Here is a 17,010-nt window from a genome sequence, read left to right as displayed (position 1 = left end):
CTAGGGCGCGGGTATGCGCGCCAGAGGTTCTGCACGCGGGCGCAGCGGCAACGCCAGAATCAGCCCTTCGCCCGAGGCAGGAAAGATGCCGGTCAGCGCGGTGATGTTGACCTGATGGGAAACCAGCAGCAACGGCGCACCAAGCGGCAGCTCGTTGATCATGCGAACCAGCTCGGCGGTCTGCTCGGCACCGTCCTCGGGCTGGCCGAAGAATGAATCCAGCGCGGCGAACGGCTGCACCGGGCCGCGCAGCATGCCGCGCGCAGTGTCCAGTGCGCGGCACCAGCGACTGCTGAGAAGGCGCGGCTGCTCGATCCCCTGACGCGCGAGCAACTCGCCCCAGCGCCGGGCCTCGGCACGCCCTTGATCGTTGAGATTGCGCTGGGTTTCGCAGCGTTCCAGGCGAAAATTCGCCGGGTCGCCCGTACCCGGCGCCGTTGCGTGGCGCATGAGCATCAACGCGCGACCCTCGCGCAGTGCCTGCCAGGCATTGGCGTTATCTGCTGCCACACTGAACAGTGGCAGCAGCGCCAAGGCCAGCAGCCACAGCCGGCTCATATCCTGACGTTGCCGCGCGGCCCCATCAGCGCCCAGATGATCAGACCGATCACCGGCAGCAGCACGATCAGCAGAATCCACAGAATCTTGATCCCGGTCTCGGCGCTGCTCTTGATCACGTTGAGGATGGCCCAGATATCCAGGGCAAGGATGACCAGGCCGATCAGGCCATTGAACATGGAACCCATGACGACACTCCTGTCTGAAAGGTTGCCTGCATAGGATAGCTGGCGACTGGCGTCGGTTCCCTCAATCACCGAGCCGGGCAAAACGGCTGGCGATATCGTCATCGGTACGCACGGGTGCATCCTCGCTGGCACTCAGGCGCACTACCAGTGCATGCGGTTCCTCACCCAGGTCGAACCAGTGGCGGGTGCCGGCTGGCAGCGACAGCAGGTCGCCCCTCTCGCCCTGCAGCATGTACACGTGGCCATCGAGGTGCAGGCTGAGCTGGGCAAACCCACCGAGGAACAACCAGGCACTGGCCGTCGACTGCGCCTGCTCATCCAGATGACGCGCACGCAGCTCCAGCTTCTGCGGATCATTGCGTTGCAGGTTGAACAGCTCCTGCTGCACGTGACCTTCCTTGCTCATGAATGCCTGCAGCCACAGGCCGTAGGCCGCATCCAATTCGGCCTGCTCGCAGCCAGGGCGCAAGGCAGCCGGCAGTTCCACCTGACGATAGTCGATGCCCGCCGCCGCCAGCGTGCTGGCGATGTCGTCAGCGTAGTTCAGTACCTTATTCGGCAGTTCCGGTGCGGTATCCAGGTAGACGGCGAGGCTGCTCATGACGGGTTCACTCGATTCAGGGCTGCTCGGGCGGCAGACGGGTGGCAATGATGAAGGCGGCCAGCAAGGCTACCAGACTGGCGATGGCGAAAGTCCAGGCCGGGCCCAGGCTCTTCCAGCTGTAACCGGCATATAGCGCGCCCAACGCGCCGCCGATCCCGGCCAGACTGACATACAGCGCCTGGGCCTGGCCCTGTTGGCGATCAGCGAAACTGCGCTGTACGAAATGGATGCACGCGGCGTGGAACGCGCCAAAGGTCGCGGCGTGCATGCACTGCGCCAGCAGCAACAGCGGCAGGTACTGGGCCAGGTTGCCCAGCAATAGCCAGCGCACGGCGGTGATCAGGAAGCTGGCCAGCAACACCGCACGCAGCGAGTAACGCTGCAGCAGGCGCGCCATGACCAGGAACAGCAGGATCTCTGCCACCACCCCCAGCGCCCAGAACAGACCGATGGCGCCGCGACTGTAGCCAACGCCCTCCAGGTGCAGAGTCAGAAAGGTGTAGTACGGGCCGTTGCTCAACTGCATCAGCCCAACGCAAACATAGAACGCGAGGATACCGGGGCGGCGCAATTGGCGCACAAAGCCCTCCGACTCCAGCGTATTCGCGCGCAGCAAGGGCTGCGCATTGGGTACCCAGAGACTGCTGGCGACGATGCCGGCCATGATCACCAGCAACGCCGCCGGGTAGGCGTCCAGACTCAGCCACTCGAACAACAGGCCGAGGCCGACCACGGCGACGATGAAGCCGATGCTGCCCCACAGGCGAATCTGGCTGTAACGCGCCGCCTGCTCGCGCAGATGGGCCAGGGTGATGACCTCGAACTGCGGCAGCACCGCATGCCAGAAGAAGGCGTGCGTGGCCATGATCAACACCAGCCAGGCGTAGCTCTGCCCGAGAAAGATGCCGGCGAAGCAAACCAGGGTGCACAGCGCGCCGAAACGCACGATCAACAAGCGCTGGCCGGTGTGATCCCCCAGCCAGCCCCACAGGTTCGGTGCCAGGCAGCGCATCAACATGGGAATGGCGATCAGCTCGCCAATCCGTGCAGGGGAAAAGCCCAGGTGATCGAAGTACAGCGCCAGGAACGGCGCCGTACCCCCGAGCAGGGCGAAGTAGAAGAAGTAGAAGCCGGACAGCCGCCAGTACGGCAAGGCCGCGCGCGCCCAGATCACAGTTGCGGCAGTACCGGCGTGGTGACGCGCACGTCGGCGTTCTGCGCGCGGTGACGCAGCAGGTGATCCATCAGCACGATGGCCATCATCGCCTCGGCGATCGGCGTGGCGCGGATGCCGACGCAGGGGTCGTGACGGCCCTTGGTGATGACATCCACCGGGTTGCCGTCGACGTCGATGGAACGCCCCGGCGTGGTGATGCTCGAGGTCGGCTTCAGCGCCAGGTGGGCAACGATCGGCTGGCCACTGGAGATGCCACCGAGGATGCCGCCGGCATTGTTGGAGAGGAAACCTTCCGGGGTCAGCTCGTCGCGGTGTTCGGTGCCACGCTGGGCAACGCAGGCGAAGCCGGCGCCGATCTCCACGCCCTTGACCGCGTTGATGCTCATCAAGGCATGGGCCAGCTCGGCGTCGAGGCGATCGAAGATTGGCTCGCCGAGCCCCGGCATGACGCCTTCGGCAACCACGGTGATCTTCGCGCCCACCGAATCCTGGTCGCGACGCAGCTGATCCATGTAGGCCTCCAGCTCCGGCACCTTGTCCGGGTCGGGACTGAAGAAGGCGTTGTCCTCGACGCTGTCCCAGGTCTTGAACGGAATCTCGATGGGGCCTAGCTGACTCATGTAGCCACGGATGACGATGCCCTGGCTGGCCAGGAACTTCTTGGCGATGGCGCCGGCCGCGACGCGCATGGCGGTCTCGCGCGCCGAGCTGCGGCCGCCGCCACGGTAATCGCGCAGGCCGTACTTGTGGTGGTAGCTGTAGTCGGCGTGGGCCGGGCGGAACAGATCCTTGATCGCCGAGTAGTCCTTGGACTTCTGGTCGGTGTTGCGGATCAGCAGGCCGATGGAGCAACCGGTGGTCTTGCCCTCGAACACCCCGGAGAGGATTTCCACCTCGTCGGCTTCCTGGCGCTGCGTGGTGTGGCGGCTGGTGCCCGGCTTGCGACGGTCGAGGTCGCGCTGCAGGTCTTCCAGGGCAATCTCGATACCCGGCGGGCACCCGTCGACGATGGCGACAAGCGCCGGGCCATGGCTTTCGCCTGCGGTGGTGACGGTGAACAGCTTGCCGTAGGTATTGCCGGACATGGGAAGACGCTCCGCGAAATTCAGCTCAGGCCCGGCGCTGCGCAGGCCCGATTCACAAGGTGGGCGAGTATACCTGCCACCTTCTTGCAGTTCACCCCGAACCTTGGTGCTCGGCTAGCGTCCAATGCCAGTCTGCCACTACCCTGCCCTCATCATGCTGCGAGCCCTGCTCTTGTCCCTCACCCTGATCACCGGTCTGGCCCAGGCCAGCACCACCCGGCAATCCCCCGTCAGCCTCGATACCGACCAGGGCACCCTGTATGGCAGCCTGCTGGTGCCACAAAGCGACAAGCCGCTACCGGTAGCGCTGTTGATCGCCGGCTCAGGCCCTACCGACCGCAACGGCAACAACCCCGAAGGCGGCTATAACGACGCTCTGAAGAAGCTGGCCCAGGTGCTGGCGCGCAATGGCATCGCCAGCCTGCGCTATGACAAGCGCGGCGTCGCTGCCAGCCGCGCCGCCACCCCGGATGAGCGCGACCTCAGCGTCGAACACTACGTGGATGACGCCGAAGGCTGGGCCAGGCTGCTCCGGAAGGATCCGCGCTTCGATCGCCTGATACTCATCGGCCACAGCGAAGGTGCGCTGATAGCCAGCCTGGCTGCGCCCGCCAGCCAGGCCGATGCGCTGGTGTCCATCGCCGGCCCCGCCTACCCCATCGGCCAGGTGCTGGACATGCAACTGGCCATGCGCCTGCCACCGCCCCTGCTGGACGAAAGCCGGCACATTCTCGCCAACCTGATTCGCGGCAAGCTGCAGCCCAAGGTGCCCAAGGAGCTGCAAGCGATCTATCGCCCCAGCGTGCAGCCCTACCTGATCAGCTTGCTGCGCCAGGATCCGGCAGAGAACTTCGCGGCATTGCAGATTCCCGCGCTGATCGTGCAAGGCACCCACGACGCCCAGGTCAGCCCGGACAATGCCGAGTTGCTCAAGCAGGCCAAGCCCGATGCCGAACTGGCGCTGATCCCTGGCATGAACCATGTCATGCGCATCACCCCGGCGCCCTGGAACGAACAGGTAGCGTCCTACGACGATCCGCAGCTACCCTTGGCCCGTGCTCTGGGCGAGCGGATCGTCGCGTTCATTCGCTCCAGCGCAGAGAAAAACGGTCGATAACCTGCAAAATGACCCGACCAAGCGCACAGGACGCCCATGAGCGAGAACCCAGCCCCGGAGGCGCAGGCCCCCGCAGCCGCAGCCGCAGCCAGCGAAGCGCCCGCCGCGCCACACCCCTGGTCTGAACTGCCAGCCGAGCAGTTCAGCCTGCTGCGCCTGGCGCCGCTACCCGTCGACCGCGAAACCGGGCCAAGACCGCTGCGTTTCGTCCAGCTTGGCCGGGTGGAGCGTCACACCCGGAGTCTGAGCATGCTGCGCCTGACCATTCAGGTGCCAGGCCAACGCCTGCATCGGCAGAGCAACCTGCTGGAAGTCTGGGCCGATCATCAGAACAAGGAGGTTCGTTTCGGCCCGGACAAGGGCTTCAGCGTGGAGCCGGCCAATCGCGGCCTGGGACGTTTTCTCATGGCCCAGGGCATTGCCTGGGCACGCAAGCAATTCGCCCATTACACCGTCGAAGGCGGCGCGCTGCCGACCAAGGACAACTTCAACGACGCTGCCCGCGCCCGCCGCGACCACGCGGTCAAGGCGCAGGGCTTCACCATCGAGTACAGCGACCCACTGCAGCTCAAGCCCTTCTACAGCGCGCCACGGGTCAGTTCGCTGCATGGCGACTGGCAGGCCGAGAAGGTGCAGATCATCGAACTGCTGGATGCCGCGGCGATGCTGCAGCAGGCAGACCAGAACCTGCAGGAGCAGGACGCCAAACTGCGCAAGCTGGGAGATCGGGTCGAGCGCCTCAAGCGCGAAGACAGCGGCCTGCGCTTCACCATCACCTGCCTGGTGGCGTTCAGCCTGTTTCAGGCGGGATTGCTGATCTGGATCGCCACGCGCTGATCCATCGCGGCCGAAGCGCAATGCTGGACCAGGTCATGGCGCCTTTCTCGGCATGAACCGGTGGGCTGCTCGCTTCGCCACGAGCAGTCGGCGCCCCGATCCGCCCTAGGCCCTGATAGATATCGCGGCTGAAGCCGCTCCTACCGTAGGAGCGGCTTCAGCCGCGAAAAACCATCCGCTCAGCCCTTCACCCGCGAACGAAACAGCTCCTGATGCTCGCGGCACTGCTTGGCCGCCAGCAGGAACACGCCGTGTCCGCCACGCTGGAAGTCCAGCCAGGTGAAGTCCACTTCCGGGTAAAGCGCTTCGACATGCACCTGGCTGTTGCCCACCTCGACGATCAGCACGCCGCGTTCGGTGAGATGATCGGCCGCCTCGGCCAGCATGCGCCGCACCAGATCCAGACCATCATGACCGCAGGCCAGGCCCATCTCCGGTTCGTGCTGGTATTCGGCGGGCATGTCGGCGAAGTCCTCGGCGTCGACATAAGGCGGGTTGGAAACGATCAGGTCGAAGCGTTGGCCTGGCAATTCGGCGAAGCCATCGCCCTGCACGCAGTACACGCGATCCTCCAGGCCGTGGCGCTCGATGTTGAGGTTGGCCACCTCCAGCGCATCGAACGACAGATCGCCCAGCACCACTTCCGCTTCAGGGAACTCGTAGGCACACGCGATACCGATGCAGCCGGAGCCGGTGCACAGGTCGAGAATGCGCACCGGTTCGCTCGGCAGCCAGGGCGCGAAATGACAGTCGATCAGCTCGGCGATCGGCGAGCGCGGCACCAGCACACGCTCATCGACGACGAAGGGCAAACCGCAGAACCAGGCTTCGCCCAGCAGGTAAGCGGTGGGGACACGCTCCTCGATACGACGCTTGAGCACAGCCTGCAGGTGCGCATGCTCGTCGTCTTCCAGACGGCAATCGAGATAGGCGTCGGAAATTTCCCAGGGCAGATGCAGCGTACCGAGCACCAATTGGCGCGCCTCGTCCCAGGCGTTGTCGGTGCCATGGCCGAAGAACAGTTGCTCGGCCTGAAAACGGCTGACAGCCCAACGGATGTAATCACGCAGGGTGCGTAAACGAGTAGAGAGAGCAGTCACGGGCGGCCTCCGGGTGAAAAGTGCGGAAGTTTAGCCCAGTGCAGGTCGCTCGCGCATGAATGACAGGTTAACGAAAGCTCAGGAGCGCTCGCGTTTCTTGCGCACCAGGTCATCATCCGGGCGCCGCAGCTCGCGCAGCACGGCGATGGCCACAGCGATGGAGAACAACAGCCAGAAATATTGGGGTAACTGCGACAAAAGCGACATGGCAACTCCTTTTGCGTACGACCCCGAGTCCTTCGGGGCAGTTCCGATTCTGCTCCGGCAAAACGCACCGAGCAAGCCTTGGCGCAGATAGAGGTTCACAGAGCGCTCTGGCAAGCGGACAATGGCACATCATCACCATCAGCCAGGAGCCCGAGATGTCCCATCCGCAAACCATGTTCCAGCTCACCGGTCGTGGCCACGCACCGGCCAGCCTGAACAATGCGACCCTGCTGATCATCGACGCCCAGGAAGAGTACCGCAGCGGCGTGCTGGCGCTGCCGGGGCTCGATGCTGCGCTGGCGGAGATCGCCAGCCTGCTGGCAGCAGCGCGCAGTGCCGGTGCCGACATCGTTCACGTCAAGCACCTCGGTATTCCCGGCGGCCTGCTCGACCCCAGCGGCCCGCGTGGTCGCCACCTGCCGGAAGCGGCCCCACTGGCTGGCGAGATCGTGGTCGAAAAACGCCTGCCGAATGCCTTCGCCGGCACCGAGCTGCATGATCGCCTGCAGGCGCTCGGCCATCTCGACCTGATCGTCTGCGGCTTCATGACCCACTCCAGCGTCAGCACCACCGTTCGCGCCGCCAAGGACTATGGCTACCGCTGCACCCTGGTCGATGCCGCCTGCGCCACCCGTGACCTGCCGGCGCCAGATGGCAGCGTGATTGCCGCCGCCGAGGTGCATCGCATCGAGGTGATCACGCTGGGCGATAACTTCGCCACCCTGGTGCCGAACGCCAAAGCGCTGGTGTGAACGCGCTAGCAGTCTCGCCTGCGCGGCGGAACCCAGGCGCAACCAGCCGGTCATACCGCCGATAAGCCAAAGGAAATCGGAATGAAGCTGTCCGACGATTTCGATGCACGCCGCCTGCGCCCACGCCAGCCGAGAAACTGGCGTCTGCGTATCGGAGCCGGTCTGGGTGCGCTGCTCGCCGCCTTCGGCATTCTCCTGGCAATGGCCGGCGTCGCCTCTCTGGCCGGCCGTGCGCCGGTCCTCGGGGCGCTCAACGACACCACGGGCGAAGCCATCGTCCTGCTGCTGTTGGGCCTGTTCCTGTTGTGGGCCGGTATCGCCTTCTGGCGTCGCTGCCGCAGGCGCTTGCGGCGCCCCAGCGATCTGAGCCTGTCGCCCTCGCTAATGAAAAAGCGCGACTGACCAAGCGAAACATCACCCACAACAGCCGCAGAAGCTGGCTTGCCAGCGACGCTGTTCGCCAAGTGGCCCGGTGAGCGCCAGTAGACCGGCTGCTACAAATTCGTCTTTCTACGCTTACACGACCGGCATTTGGGTAAAATGCCAGCCTGTTTCGCGGAGCCTCCGATGCAAGACGACGACTTTTCCCTGTTCCGGGCCGAGCTGCGCGGCGTCAAGCCGCTCAAGCACGACCGTGCCGACACTGGCAAACCCAAGCCTGACCGTAAACAGTTCAACACCCTGCGCCAGGCTGCGACCATCAGCCAGGGCGAGATCAAGGTGGACGGCCTGTCCGATCAGTTCGTCATCGACGTCGGCGCCGAAGACCCGTTGTACTGGGCCGGCAACGGCGTGCAGGACGGCCAGATGCGCAAGCTCAAACTGGGCCAGATTCCCTTCGACGGCAGCCTTGACCTGCACGGCATGAGCGTCGAGAAGGCACGCGATACGCTATGGGAGTTTCTTGCCGAAGCCACCAAACTGGAGATTCGCTGCGTGCGCGTCACCCATGGCAAGGCGGTGCGCATGGACGGGCGCAAACCGATGATCAAGAGCCATGTGAACACCTGGCTGCGTCAGCACCCACAGGTACTGGGCTTCAGCTCTTGCCTGGCCAAGCATGGTGGTACCGGCGCGGTGTACATCATCCTCAAACGCACCATGATGGATGGCCGCGACGAGTAATCAGAGCACCTGGCACTCTTGCCAGGCCCCTGTCGGCGCCCTACCCTGCGCCCTTCGATACCCAACAGGATTTTCCATGTCCCTGGAACAACACTACACCGCGATCCTTGGCCAGCTCGGCGAGGACGTTTCTCGCGAAGGTCTGCTGGACACGCCCAAGCGCGCCGCCAAGGCCATGCAGTACCTGTGCCGTGGCTACCAGCAGACGCTGGAGGAAGTCACCAACGACGCGCTGTTCAGCTCCGACAACAGCGAGATGGTGCTGGTGAAGAACATCGAGCTGTACTCGCTGTGCGAACATCACCTGCTGCCGTTCATCGGCAAGGCTCACGTTGCCTACATCCCCAACGGCAAGGTGCTGGGCCTGTCCAAGGTGGCGCGTATCGTCGACATGTTCGCCCGCCGCCTGCAGATCCAGGAGAACCTCAGCCGGCAGATCGCCGAGGCGGTCGAGCAGGTCACCGGCGCGCTGGGCGTGGCGGTGGTCATCGAGGCGCAGCACATGTGCATGATGATGCGCGGCGTGGAGAAACAAAATTCCTCAATGGTCACCTCGGTGATGCTCGGCGAGTTCCGCAGCAACCCGGCGACTCGCGGCGAGTTCCTCAATCTGGTTCGCTGAGCCAGACACCCGAAGACGGCCGCTCACTTGCGTGAACGGCCGTCGGCATTTCAGGAGTTAGAAAGATGTTGCTCAAAGCCCTTCGTATCGGCCTGGGCCAGCTCGTCGTGTTCGTCGACTGGATCAGCCGCCCGCGCAAGCTCAAGCGCAGTCCCGAGGCGCAAGCCGACGTCGAGCGCGCCACGGCCAACCTGGCGCTGTACCAGTTCCACGCCTGCCCGTTCTGCGTCAAGGTGCGGCGCAACCTGCATCGCCTGAACCTGCCGGTGCAACTGCGCGATGCCAAGCACGATGCCGAGCATCGCCAGGCGCTGGAACAGCAAGGCGGCCGCATCAAGGTGCCGTGCCTGCGCATCGAGGAAAACGGTCAAAGCACCTGGCTGTACGAGTCCAAAGCGATCATCGCCTATCTGGATCAGCGCTTCGCCAGCTGACGCGGTGGGCGTGGATCAGGTTTCATCGATCCACCCGCTGCGCTGGACCCGCTGCAACCGATCCATCGCTTTGGTGGATGATAAGAGCGTCATCCACCCTACCCGAGCCCAGCTGACAGCGTAGGGTGGAACACGCCTCTGCTGGCGGACCGTGCTCCGCGAGCCTTGGAGCAGCCCAGCACCGGTTATTTCGCGGCTGAAGCCGCTCCTACAAGATCGGCGCCTCTGTAGGAGCGAGCTCTGCTCGCGAACAGCACCCTAGGGTTCGATGCCGTAGACCTTGAGCTGGTCGACAAACTGCGCTTCATCCAGCACCTTGACGCCCAGTTCGCTGGCCTTGGCCAGCTTCGAGCCGGCACCGGGCCCTGCCACCACGCAATGAGTCTTGGCCGATACCGAGCCGGCCACTTTGGCCCCCAGGTTCTCCAGCTTGCCCTTGGCCACGTCGCGGCTCATGAGTTCCAGGGTACCGGTGAGCACCCAGGTCTGGCCGGCCAGCGGCAGCCCTTCGGCGACCTTCTTCTCGCTTTCCCAGTGCATGCCGAAATCACGCAGTTGCTGCTCGATGGCGCGCGCGAGCTGAGCGTTATCGGCATTGTCGAAGAACTCACGCACGGCCTTGGCCTGCTTTTCCGGCAGGGTCTGGCGCATGTCCAGCCAATCACCAACGAGCACGCCATCCAGACTGCCGAAACGCTCGGCCAGCTTCTGCGCAGCACCGGGACCGACACTGGGAATATTCAGCTTGTCGAGCATGCCGCCCAGAGTAGCAATGGCCGAGAACTCGGCGCTCAGCTCCCCCTCCTCTTGCAGCTCGAGGCCACACTCACCCAGCAAGGCGCTGATCACCTGTTGGTTGTGCGCGTCCTCGAAGAAGCTGTGGATCTCGTGCGCCACTTCCAGGCCGATATCCGGCAAGTAGGTGAGCACCTGCGGCAGCGCCTGACGCACGCGCTCCAGTGAGGCCAGGGAACGCGCCAGCACCTTGGCGGTTTCCTCGCCGACATCGGGAATGCCTAGGGCGTAGATGAAGCGCGCCAGGGTCGGTCGCTTGCTGTCCTCGATGGCTGCCAGCAGCTTGTTGCTGGACACCTCGGCGAAGCCTTCCAGGCCGATGATCTGCTCGAAGTTCAGCTTGTACAGGTCTGCAGGCGACGCGATCAGCTTCTCGTCCACCAACTGCTCGATGGTCTTGTCGCCGAGGCCTTCGATATCCATGGCACGGCGCGAGACGAAGTGGATGATCGCCTGCTTGAGCTGCGCCTGGCAGCTCAGGCGACCAACGCAGCAGTACACCGAGCCTTCGCTGAGCGACTCCTTGCCCTTGCTGCGCTTGACCAGTTGCGTGCGCTCCACCGCCGAGCCGCACACCGGGCATTGCTCGGGAATGTGCACCGGGCGCGCGTTATCCGGGCGACGCTCGGGCACCACGGCCATCACCTGCGGGATCACGTCACCGGCGCGGCGGATGATCACCGTATCGCCGATCATCACGCCGAGGCGCGCCACTTCATCCATGTTGTGCAGGGTGGCGTTGGCCACCATCACGCCGGCCACCTTGACCGGGTTCAGACGCGCCACCGGCGTGACCGCGCCAGTACGGCCGACCTGAAATTCCACGTCGAGCAACTCGGTCAGCTCTTCCTGCGCCGGGAATTTGTGGGCGATGGCCCAGTGTGGCGTACGCGCGCGGAATCCCAGCTGCTGCTGGTCTTCGATGTTGTTGACCTTGAACACCACGCCATCGATGTCATATTCCAGACTCAGACGCCGCTCACCGATGTCGCGGTAATACGCCAGGCAATCTTCGACGCCCTTGGCCAGTTTCAGCTCACGACTGATGGGCACGCCCCAGGCCTTGAGCTGCTGCAGCATGGCCACCTGGGTGCCCGGCAGCTCGCCGCTGACCTGGCCGACGCCGTAGCAGCAGAACTCCAGCGGGCGGCTGGCGGTGATCTTAGGATCGAGTTGGCGCAGGCTGCCGGCAGCGGCGTTACGCGGATTGGCGAAGGTCTTGCCGCCACTCTCGGCCTGACGGGCGTTGAGTTCCTCGAAACCGGACTTGGGCATGAACACTTCGCCACGCACCTCCAGCACTTGCGGCCAGCCTTCGCCCTGCAGCTTCAGTGGTACGTTGCGGATGGTGCGCACGTTGCTGGTGATGTCCTCGCCGGTGCTGCCGTCGCCGCGCGTGGCGCCACGCACCAGTTGGCCATTCTCGTAGCGCAGGCTGACCGCCAGGCCATCGAGCTTGGGCTCGCAGCTGTACTCCACCTCGGCGCCGCCACCGAACAGATCGCCGCCCTGAAGGCCAAGACCGTTCTGCACGCTACGGTCGAACGCGCGCATGTCGTCCTCCTCGAAGGCGTTGCCCAGACTGAGCATCGGCACCTCATGGCGCACCTCGCCGAAGGCGCTGAGCGCCTCACCACCAACGCGCTGGGTCGGCGACTCGGGCGTCACCAGTTCAGGGTGCTCGGCTTCCAGCACCTGCAACTCGCGGAACAGACGGTCGTACTCGGCGTCCGGTACGCTCGGTTCGTCCAGCACGTAGTAACGGTAGTTGTGCGCGTCCAGTTCATTGCGCAGTTCGGTAATACGTTGGGCGGCGTTGGTCATGCTCGGTCTCTCAAACGAAAAGAGCAGCCTCGGCTGCTCTTTTGCAATGCACTGGTGTTTCAGCGTTTCTGGGTCAACTGCCGGCGCTCAAATTCGACGATGCGCTGACGGTAGTGTTCGATGGTCTGTGCGGTCATCACGCTGCGCTGGTCATCCTTCAGCTCGCCGCCCAGTTCGTGGGCCAGCTTACGCGCAGCGGCGACCATCACGTCGAAGGCCTGCTTGGGATGACGCGGGCCGGGCAGACTGAGAAAGAAGCTCACCGCGCGGGTGCTGAAGCCTTCGATGTCGTCCAGGTCGAAAGTACCCGGCTTGAGAGCGTTGGCCATAGAGAACAGCACCTCGCCATTGCCGGCCATGCTTTCGTGGCGGTGGAAGATATCCATCTCGCCGAAGCGCAGGCCACTTTCGAGAATGTTCTGCAGCAGTGCCGGGCCCTTGAAGCCGAAATCATCGCGCGCGACCACGTTGATCACCAGCACTTCCTCCACCGGAGCCGCATCGGCTGCCGGCCTGGCGGCTTTCTTCGATTCCTGGGGCTCGTCATCGACCGGATTGAGCAAGGTCGGCACCGGCTCGTCGACGGCCAGATTGAGGTCGCCCTGCTGTGGCTCGTTGCGCTGACGACGCGGCAGGTCCTTGGCGCTCATCGACGGCAGGTCGTCTTCGTCCAGCTGCGGTTCGCGGTCATGATTCACCACGCGCGGCGGGCTGAGCAGATCCGGGTCACTGTCGTCATCGGGCATGTTGGCGAAGCTGCGGTCGAGCTTGAACTTGAGCCTGCCCTTGCCACCGCGCATACGGCGCCAGCCGTCGAAAAGAATGCCAGCGATGACGATGATGCCAATAACGATCAGCCACTCGCGCAGACCGAATTCCATGAAATACCTGACCCTTAACAATTCTGGTGAAAAAAAGATCCAATCAAACGGATCACAACTCGACTATAAAGCGCGGCGCCAACTTGATGTTCTATCTGACGTTTTCCGCGTGTAACAAAAGTGGGCAATAAGCTAGCACGACGAAAGACAACTTTACACAGGGAGCCACACAAGGTTTTGCCTATATTCAGTTAATCTCGCAGCGCTCTGCCATCATGCCTCCACCATCGCCAGCGCCTCCTCGACATCCACTGCCACCAGGCGCGAGCAACCAGGCTCGTGCATGGTAACCCCCATCAACTGATCGGCCATTTCCATGGCGATCTTGTTGTGGGTGATGTAGATAAACTGCACCGTGGCCGACATCTCCTTGACCAGGCGCGCATAGCGCCCGACGTTGGCGTCGTCCAGCGGTGCATCCACTTCGTCCAACATGCAGAACGGCGCCGGGTTGAGCTGGAAGATGGAAAACACCAATGCCAAAGCGGTCAACGCTTTCTCTCCACCGGAGAGCAAATGAATGGTGCTGTTCTTCTTGCCCGGGGGCCTCGCCATGATGGTTACACCGGTATCGAGTAAATCTTCGCCGGTGAGTTCCAAATAAGCGTTGCCGCCACCGAAAACTTTTGGAAAGAGTGCCTGCAAACCGCCATTGATCTGATCGAAGGTGTCCTTGAAACGATTGCGCGTTTCCTTGTCGATCTTGCGAATGACGTTCTCCAGGGTTTCCAGCGCTTCGACCAGATCGGCGTCCTGCGCATCCAGGTAGCGCTTGCGCTCGGACTGCTGCTGGTACTCGTCGATGGCCGCCAGGTTGATCGGCCCGAGGCGGGCGATGCGAGCAGCCATGCGCTCCAGCTCTTCTTCCCAGGCACTCTCGCTGGCTTCGGCCGGCAGCGTGGCGATCACCCCATGCAGGTCGTAGTTGTCCTCGGCGAGCTGATCGGCCAACGCCTTGCGCCGCACGTTGAGCGACTGCCAGTCCATGCGCTGCTGCTCCAGCTGGCCGCGCAGCAGTTGCGCCTGCTGCTCGGCCTGGGTGCGGCGCTTCTCGGCATCGCGCAATTCGCGGTCGGCATCTTCCAGCGCCAAACGCGCCTTACGCAGCTCGTCGTCCACCGCCATGCGCCGTTCGAGCAGCTCTTCGAGCTTGATGCGCAGCTCTTCCAGCGGCGCCTCGCCCTCTTCCAGGTTCAGCGACAGCTGCTCACGCCGCTCGTGCAAACGTTCGGCCTGCAGTTGCAGACGCTCCAGCGCCTGGCGGGTGGAGTCGTGCTGGGCCTTGAGCGAGCCAACGCGCACTGCCAGCTGGTGAGCATGATCCTTGTGCTGACGCGCGTCCTGGCGCACCCGGTCGAGACGCTCACGCAGGCTGTCGCGACTGGCCAGCAGGCTTTCACGTTGCTCGTTGTCCTGCGCCATGGCATCCAGCGCGTCCTGCAGTTGCAGGCGTGATTCGCCCAATTGCTCCTGCTCGATCTGGCGCTGCTCGGCCGCTTCCTGCAACTCGTCCTGCAAACGACGACGGCGCAGGCCCAATTGCTCGGCCTTGGCCTGGCTGGCCGACAGGCGCGCCTTCAGCTCGGCCAACTGGCGCGCCAGTTCCTGCCCCTGGCGTCGCTGCTGTTCGCGCAGTTCCTCCTGGCGGCGCTGCTCGTCACGCAGCCCCAGCAAACGCTCATCCAGTTGCGCCAGACCCGCCTCACGCTCCTCGCGATCAAGCTGCAGGCGCTCCAGTTCCTGCCCACGCGCCAGCACGCCGCTATCGGATTCTGCGGCGCGACGCACACGCAGGAAATGCCGACCGACCCAGTAGCCGTCGCGGCTGATCAGGCTTTCGCCATCCGCCAGTTGCGCACGGGCAGCCAGCGCCTGTTCCAGGGACTCGACCGGGCGCACGCTGGCCAGCCAGGGGGCTAGGTCGTGGCTCGACTCGACCCTGTCCAGCAGGCTGCCGGCGCGGCGCGCACCGCCACTGGCCGGGCTGGCCAGACGCAGTTCGCCCTGTTCCAGGGCGGAGAAATCCAGGCCGGCGAAATCATCCAGCAGCACGGCCTGCAAGTCGGCGCCGAGCACGGTTTCCACCGCCAGCTCCCAACCGGCCTCCACGCGCAGCCCTTCAGCCAGGCGTGGACGCTGCTGCAAGCCCTGCTCACGCAACCACTCCCCCGCGCCCTGGCCAGGATCGAGCGCCGCCTGCTGCAGCGCCTCCAGCGAAGCCAGGCGACCGTTCAGCCGCTGCAGCTCGCCCTGTGCCTGCTGCTGAGCCTGACCTGCCTGCTGCAATTCCTCGCGCAGTTGTTGCAGGCGCTCGGCCTGCTGCTCCTCGGCCAGTTGCAGTGCTTCGTGCTCCAGCTCGCCGACGGCCAACTGTTCGTTCAGTTCTAGAATGGCGGCGTCTTCAGGGTCGGCCGTCAGTTGCTGCAGTTCTTCATTGAGACGGCGCTGGCGTTCGCTCAGGCGTTCCAGGCTCTGTTCCAGCTGGGCGATGCGCGACTGCTGCACCTCGGCCTGACGGCGCGGCTCGGCGCTGCGCTGGTTGAAGCCATCCCATTGTTCCTGCCAGCCATGCATGCTGGCCTCGGCCTCTTCGAGGCTGGCAGCGGATTCCTCGGCAGCGGCGGCGGTCATCTCCTGCTCGGGCAGGAGCATCTCCAGTTCTTCGCCCAGGGTGGCCAGCAGCGTGCTGTCGTGGCCGAGGTGCGACTCGGTTTCCAGGCGCGCCTTTTCCGCTTCACGCAAATCATCCTGCAACTGGCGCAGGCGCTGCTGGCCATGCTGAATGCTCTGCTCGACGCGGGCGATATCGCCGCCCACGGAATAGAAGCGGCCCTGCACCAGATTGAAACGTTCGCTCAGTTCGTGATGGCCATCGCGCAGGCGCTCGATGGCCGCATCGGCACTGCGCTGCTCGGCGACCAGGGCCTCGAAGGCCACTTCCTGGTCGCCGATCACCTGCTCGCGGCTGCCGACCTGCTGGTTCAGGGTCTGCCAGCGCAGCGCCAGCAGTTGAGCCTTGAGCTGACGCTCCTCGGCCTTGTATTCCTGGTACTTCTCCGCCGCCTGGGCCTGACGGTGCAGGCGTTCGAGCTGGCGTTCCAGCTCTTCGCGCAGGTCGGTCAGGCGCGCCAGGTTTTCCTGGGTGCGGCGGATGCGGTTCTCGGTCTCGCGGCGGCGCTCCTTGTACTTGGAGATGCCAGCGGCTTCCTCGATGAAGTTGCGCAGCTCCTCGGGCTTGGCCTCGATCAGCTTGCTGATCATGCCCTGCTCGATGATCGAGTAGCTGCGCGGCCCCAGGCCGGTGCCGAGGAAGATGTCGGTGATGTCGCGGCGCCGGCATTTGGTGCCGTTGAGGAAATAGGTGTTCTGCCCGTCGCGGGTCACCCGGCGGCGGATGGATATCTCGGCGAAGGCGGCGTACTCGCCCACCAGCGAGTTGTCGCTGTTGTCGAAGATCAGCTCGATGGAGGCCTGGGTTACCGGCTTGCGGGTGTTGGAGCCGTTGAAGATGACGTCGGTCATCGACTCGCCGCGCAGGTTCTTCGCCGAGCTTTCGCCCATCACCCAGCGCACGGCGTCGATGATGTTGGATTTGCCGCAACCATTGGGCCCGACCACCGCCGCCATGTTGCTGGGAAAGCTCACCGTCGTCGGGTCGACGAACGACTTGAAGCCGGCCAGCTTGATGCTCTTCAGGCGCATCG

The 17,010-nt window shown here is 64.2% G+C and carries 17 protein-coding genes; 7 read left to right on the top strand and 10 right to left on the bottom strand.

All coding sequences use genetic code 11. The annotated features are described in order from the left end of the window. From ACN8M7_RS19990 to aroC, 5 genes are all read right to left on the bottom strand, one after another. Entirely contained in the window at window positions 1–558 is a 558-nt protein-coding gene (locus ACN8M7_RS19990; protein WP_490261899.1) for a histidine phosphatase family protein, read from the bottom strand. After that, window positions 555–746, bottom strand: coding sequence for a PLDc N-terminal domain-containing protein (locus ACN8M7_RS19985; RefSeq protein WP_061242486.1), 192 nt, complete (start codon window positions 744–746; stop codon window positions 555–557). The genes ACN8M7_RS19990 and ACN8M7_RS19985 overlap by 4 nt, the downstream gene beginning before the upstream one ends. Window positions 747–807: 61 nt before the next feature. Then, window positions 808–1,347 carry an acireductone dioxygenase gene (locus tag ACN8M7_RS19980; RefSeq protein ID WP_061242488.1) on the bottom strand — a complete coding sequence of 180 codons (540 nt, stop codon included), beginning with the start codon at window positions 1,345–1,347 and terminating at the stop codon, window positions 808–810. Window positions 1,348–1,363: 16 nt separating this feature from the next. Next, complete coding sequence (locus tag ACN8M7_RS19975; RefSeq protein WP_490261898.1) at window positions 1,364–2,524, bottom strand: MFS transporter; 1,161 nt, start codon at window positions 2,522–2,524, stop codon at window positions 1,364–1,366. Beyond that, window positions 2,521–3,612 (bottom strand): chorismate synthase, encoded by a 1,092-nt coding sequence (gene aroC / locus ACN8M7_RS19970; RefSeq protein ID WP_490261897.1) that lies wholly within the window; start codon window positions 3,610–3,612, stop codon window positions 2,521–2,523. Before aroC ends, ACN8M7_RS19975 begins: the two co-directional genes overlap by 4 nt. A 124-nt stretch (window positions 3,613–3,736) precedes the next feature. Between aroC and ACN8M7_RS19965 the strand changes: the two genes are divergently transcribed. Together ACN8M7_RS19965 and ACN8M7_RS19960 are read left to right on the top strand one after the other, a co-directional pair. Further along, the gene (locus ACN8M7_RS19965; protein ID WP_490261896.1) at window positions 3,737–4,729 is read left to right on the top strand and encodes an alpha/beta hydrolase; all 993 of its coding nucleotides are present in this window, start codon (window positions 3,737–3,739) and stop codon (window positions 4,727–4,729) included. 36 nt (window positions 4,730–4,765) lie between these two features. Next, window positions 4,766–5,566: a hypothetical protein gene (locus tag ACN8M7_RS19960; RefSeq protein ID WP_490261895.1), complete on the top strand. Its 801-nt coding sequence runs from the start codon at window positions 4,766–4,768 to the stop codon at window positions 5,564–5,566. A 179-nt stretch (window positions 5,567–5,745) separates the two neighbouring features. On the opposite strand, the gene prmB is transcribed toward ACN8M7_RS19960, so the two are convergent. Together prmB and ACN8M7_RS19950 are read right to left on the bottom strand one after the other, a co-directional pair. Continuing rightward, window positions 5,746–6,666 (bottom strand): 50S ribosomal protein L3 N(5)-glutamine methyltransferase, encoded by a 921-nt coding sequence (gene prmB / locus ACN8M7_RS19955; RefSeq protein WP_490261894.1) that lies wholly within the window; start codon window positions 6,664–6,666, stop codon window positions 5,746–5,748. A gap of 78 nt (window positions 6,667–6,744) precedes the next feature. Then, entirely contained in the window at window positions 6,745–6,873 is a 129-nt protein-coding gene (locus ACN8M7_RS19950) for a hypothetical protein (RefSeq protein ID WP_490261893.1), read from the bottom strand. A gap of 155 nt (window positions 6,874–7,028) precedes the next feature. On the opposite strand from ACN8M7_RS19950, the gene ACN8M7_RS19945 reads away from it, so the two are divergent. From ACN8M7_RS19945 to ACN8M7_RS19925, 5 genes are all read left to right on the top strand, one after another. Then, window positions 7,029–7,625, top strand: a complete 597-nt coding sequence (locus ACN8M7_RS19945; protein WP_061242501.1) for a cysteine hydrolase family protein — start codon at window positions 7,029–7,031, stop codon at window positions 7,623–7,625. A gap of 81 nt (window positions 7,626–7,706) precedes the next feature. Further along, entirely contained in the window at window positions 7,707–8,027 is a 321-nt protein-coding gene (locus ACN8M7_RS19940) for a hypothetical protein (protein WP_490261892.1), read from the top strand. 165 nt (window positions 8,028–8,192) lie between these two features. Continuing rightward, window positions 8,193–8,750 carry a Smr/MutS family protein gene (locus tag ACN8M7_RS19935; protein ID WP_490261891.1) on the top strand — a complete coding sequence of 186 codons (558 nt, stop codon included), beginning with the start codon at window positions 8,193–8,195 and terminating at the stop codon, window positions 8,748–8,750. Window positions 8,751–8,826: 76 nt separating this feature from the next. Continuing rightward, a complete protein-coding gene (gene folE / locus ACN8M7_RS19930; RefSeq protein ID WP_490261890.1) occupies window positions 8,827–9,372 on the top strand; it encodes a GTP cyclohydrolase I FolE in 546 nt (181 codons plus the stop codon). 65 nt (window positions 9,373–9,437) lie between these two features. Next, the gene (locus ACN8M7_RS19925; RefSeq protein ID WP_061242506.1) at window positions 9,438–9,806 is read left to right on the top strand and encodes a glutaredoxin family protein; all 369 of its coding nucleotides are present in this window, start codon (window positions 9,438–9,440) and stop codon (window positions 9,804–9,806) included. A 258-nt stretch (window positions 9,807–10,064) separates the two neighbouring features. Here ACN8M7_RS19925 and ligA read toward each other — a convergent pair whose 3' ends face one another. The 3 genes from ligA to smc form a co-directional block, all read right to left on the bottom strand. Continuing rightward, entirely contained in the window at window positions 10,065–12,425 is a 2,361-nt protein-coding gene (gene ligA, locus ACN8M7_RS19920; RefSeq protein WP_490261889.1) for an NAD-dependent DNA ligase LigA, read from the bottom strand. A gap of 59 nt (window positions 12,426–12,484) precedes the next feature. Next, window positions 12,485–13,306: a cell division protein ZipA gene (gene zipA, locus ACN8M7_RS19915; RefSeq protein WP_061242510.1), complete on the bottom strand. Its 822-nt coding sequence runs from the start codon at window positions 13,304–13,306 to the stop codon at window positions 12,485–12,487. 213 nt (window positions 13,307–13,519) lie between these two features. After that, complete coding sequence (gene smc / locus ACN8M7_RS19910; protein ID WP_490261888.1) at window positions 13,520–17,008, bottom strand: chromosome segregation protein SMC; 3,489 nt, start codon at window positions 17,006–17,008, stop codon at window positions 13,520–13,522. Window positions 17,009–17,010: the final 2 nt, after the last annotated feature.

It is taken from the genome of Pseudomonas spartinae, assembly GCF_965197125.1.
GTDB lineage: Bacteria > Pseudomonadota > Gammaproteobacteria > Pseudomonadales > Pseudomonadaceae > Aquipseudomonas > Aquipseudomonas composti_A.
This window is presented reverse-complemented; position numbering and strand designations above follow the sequence as displayed.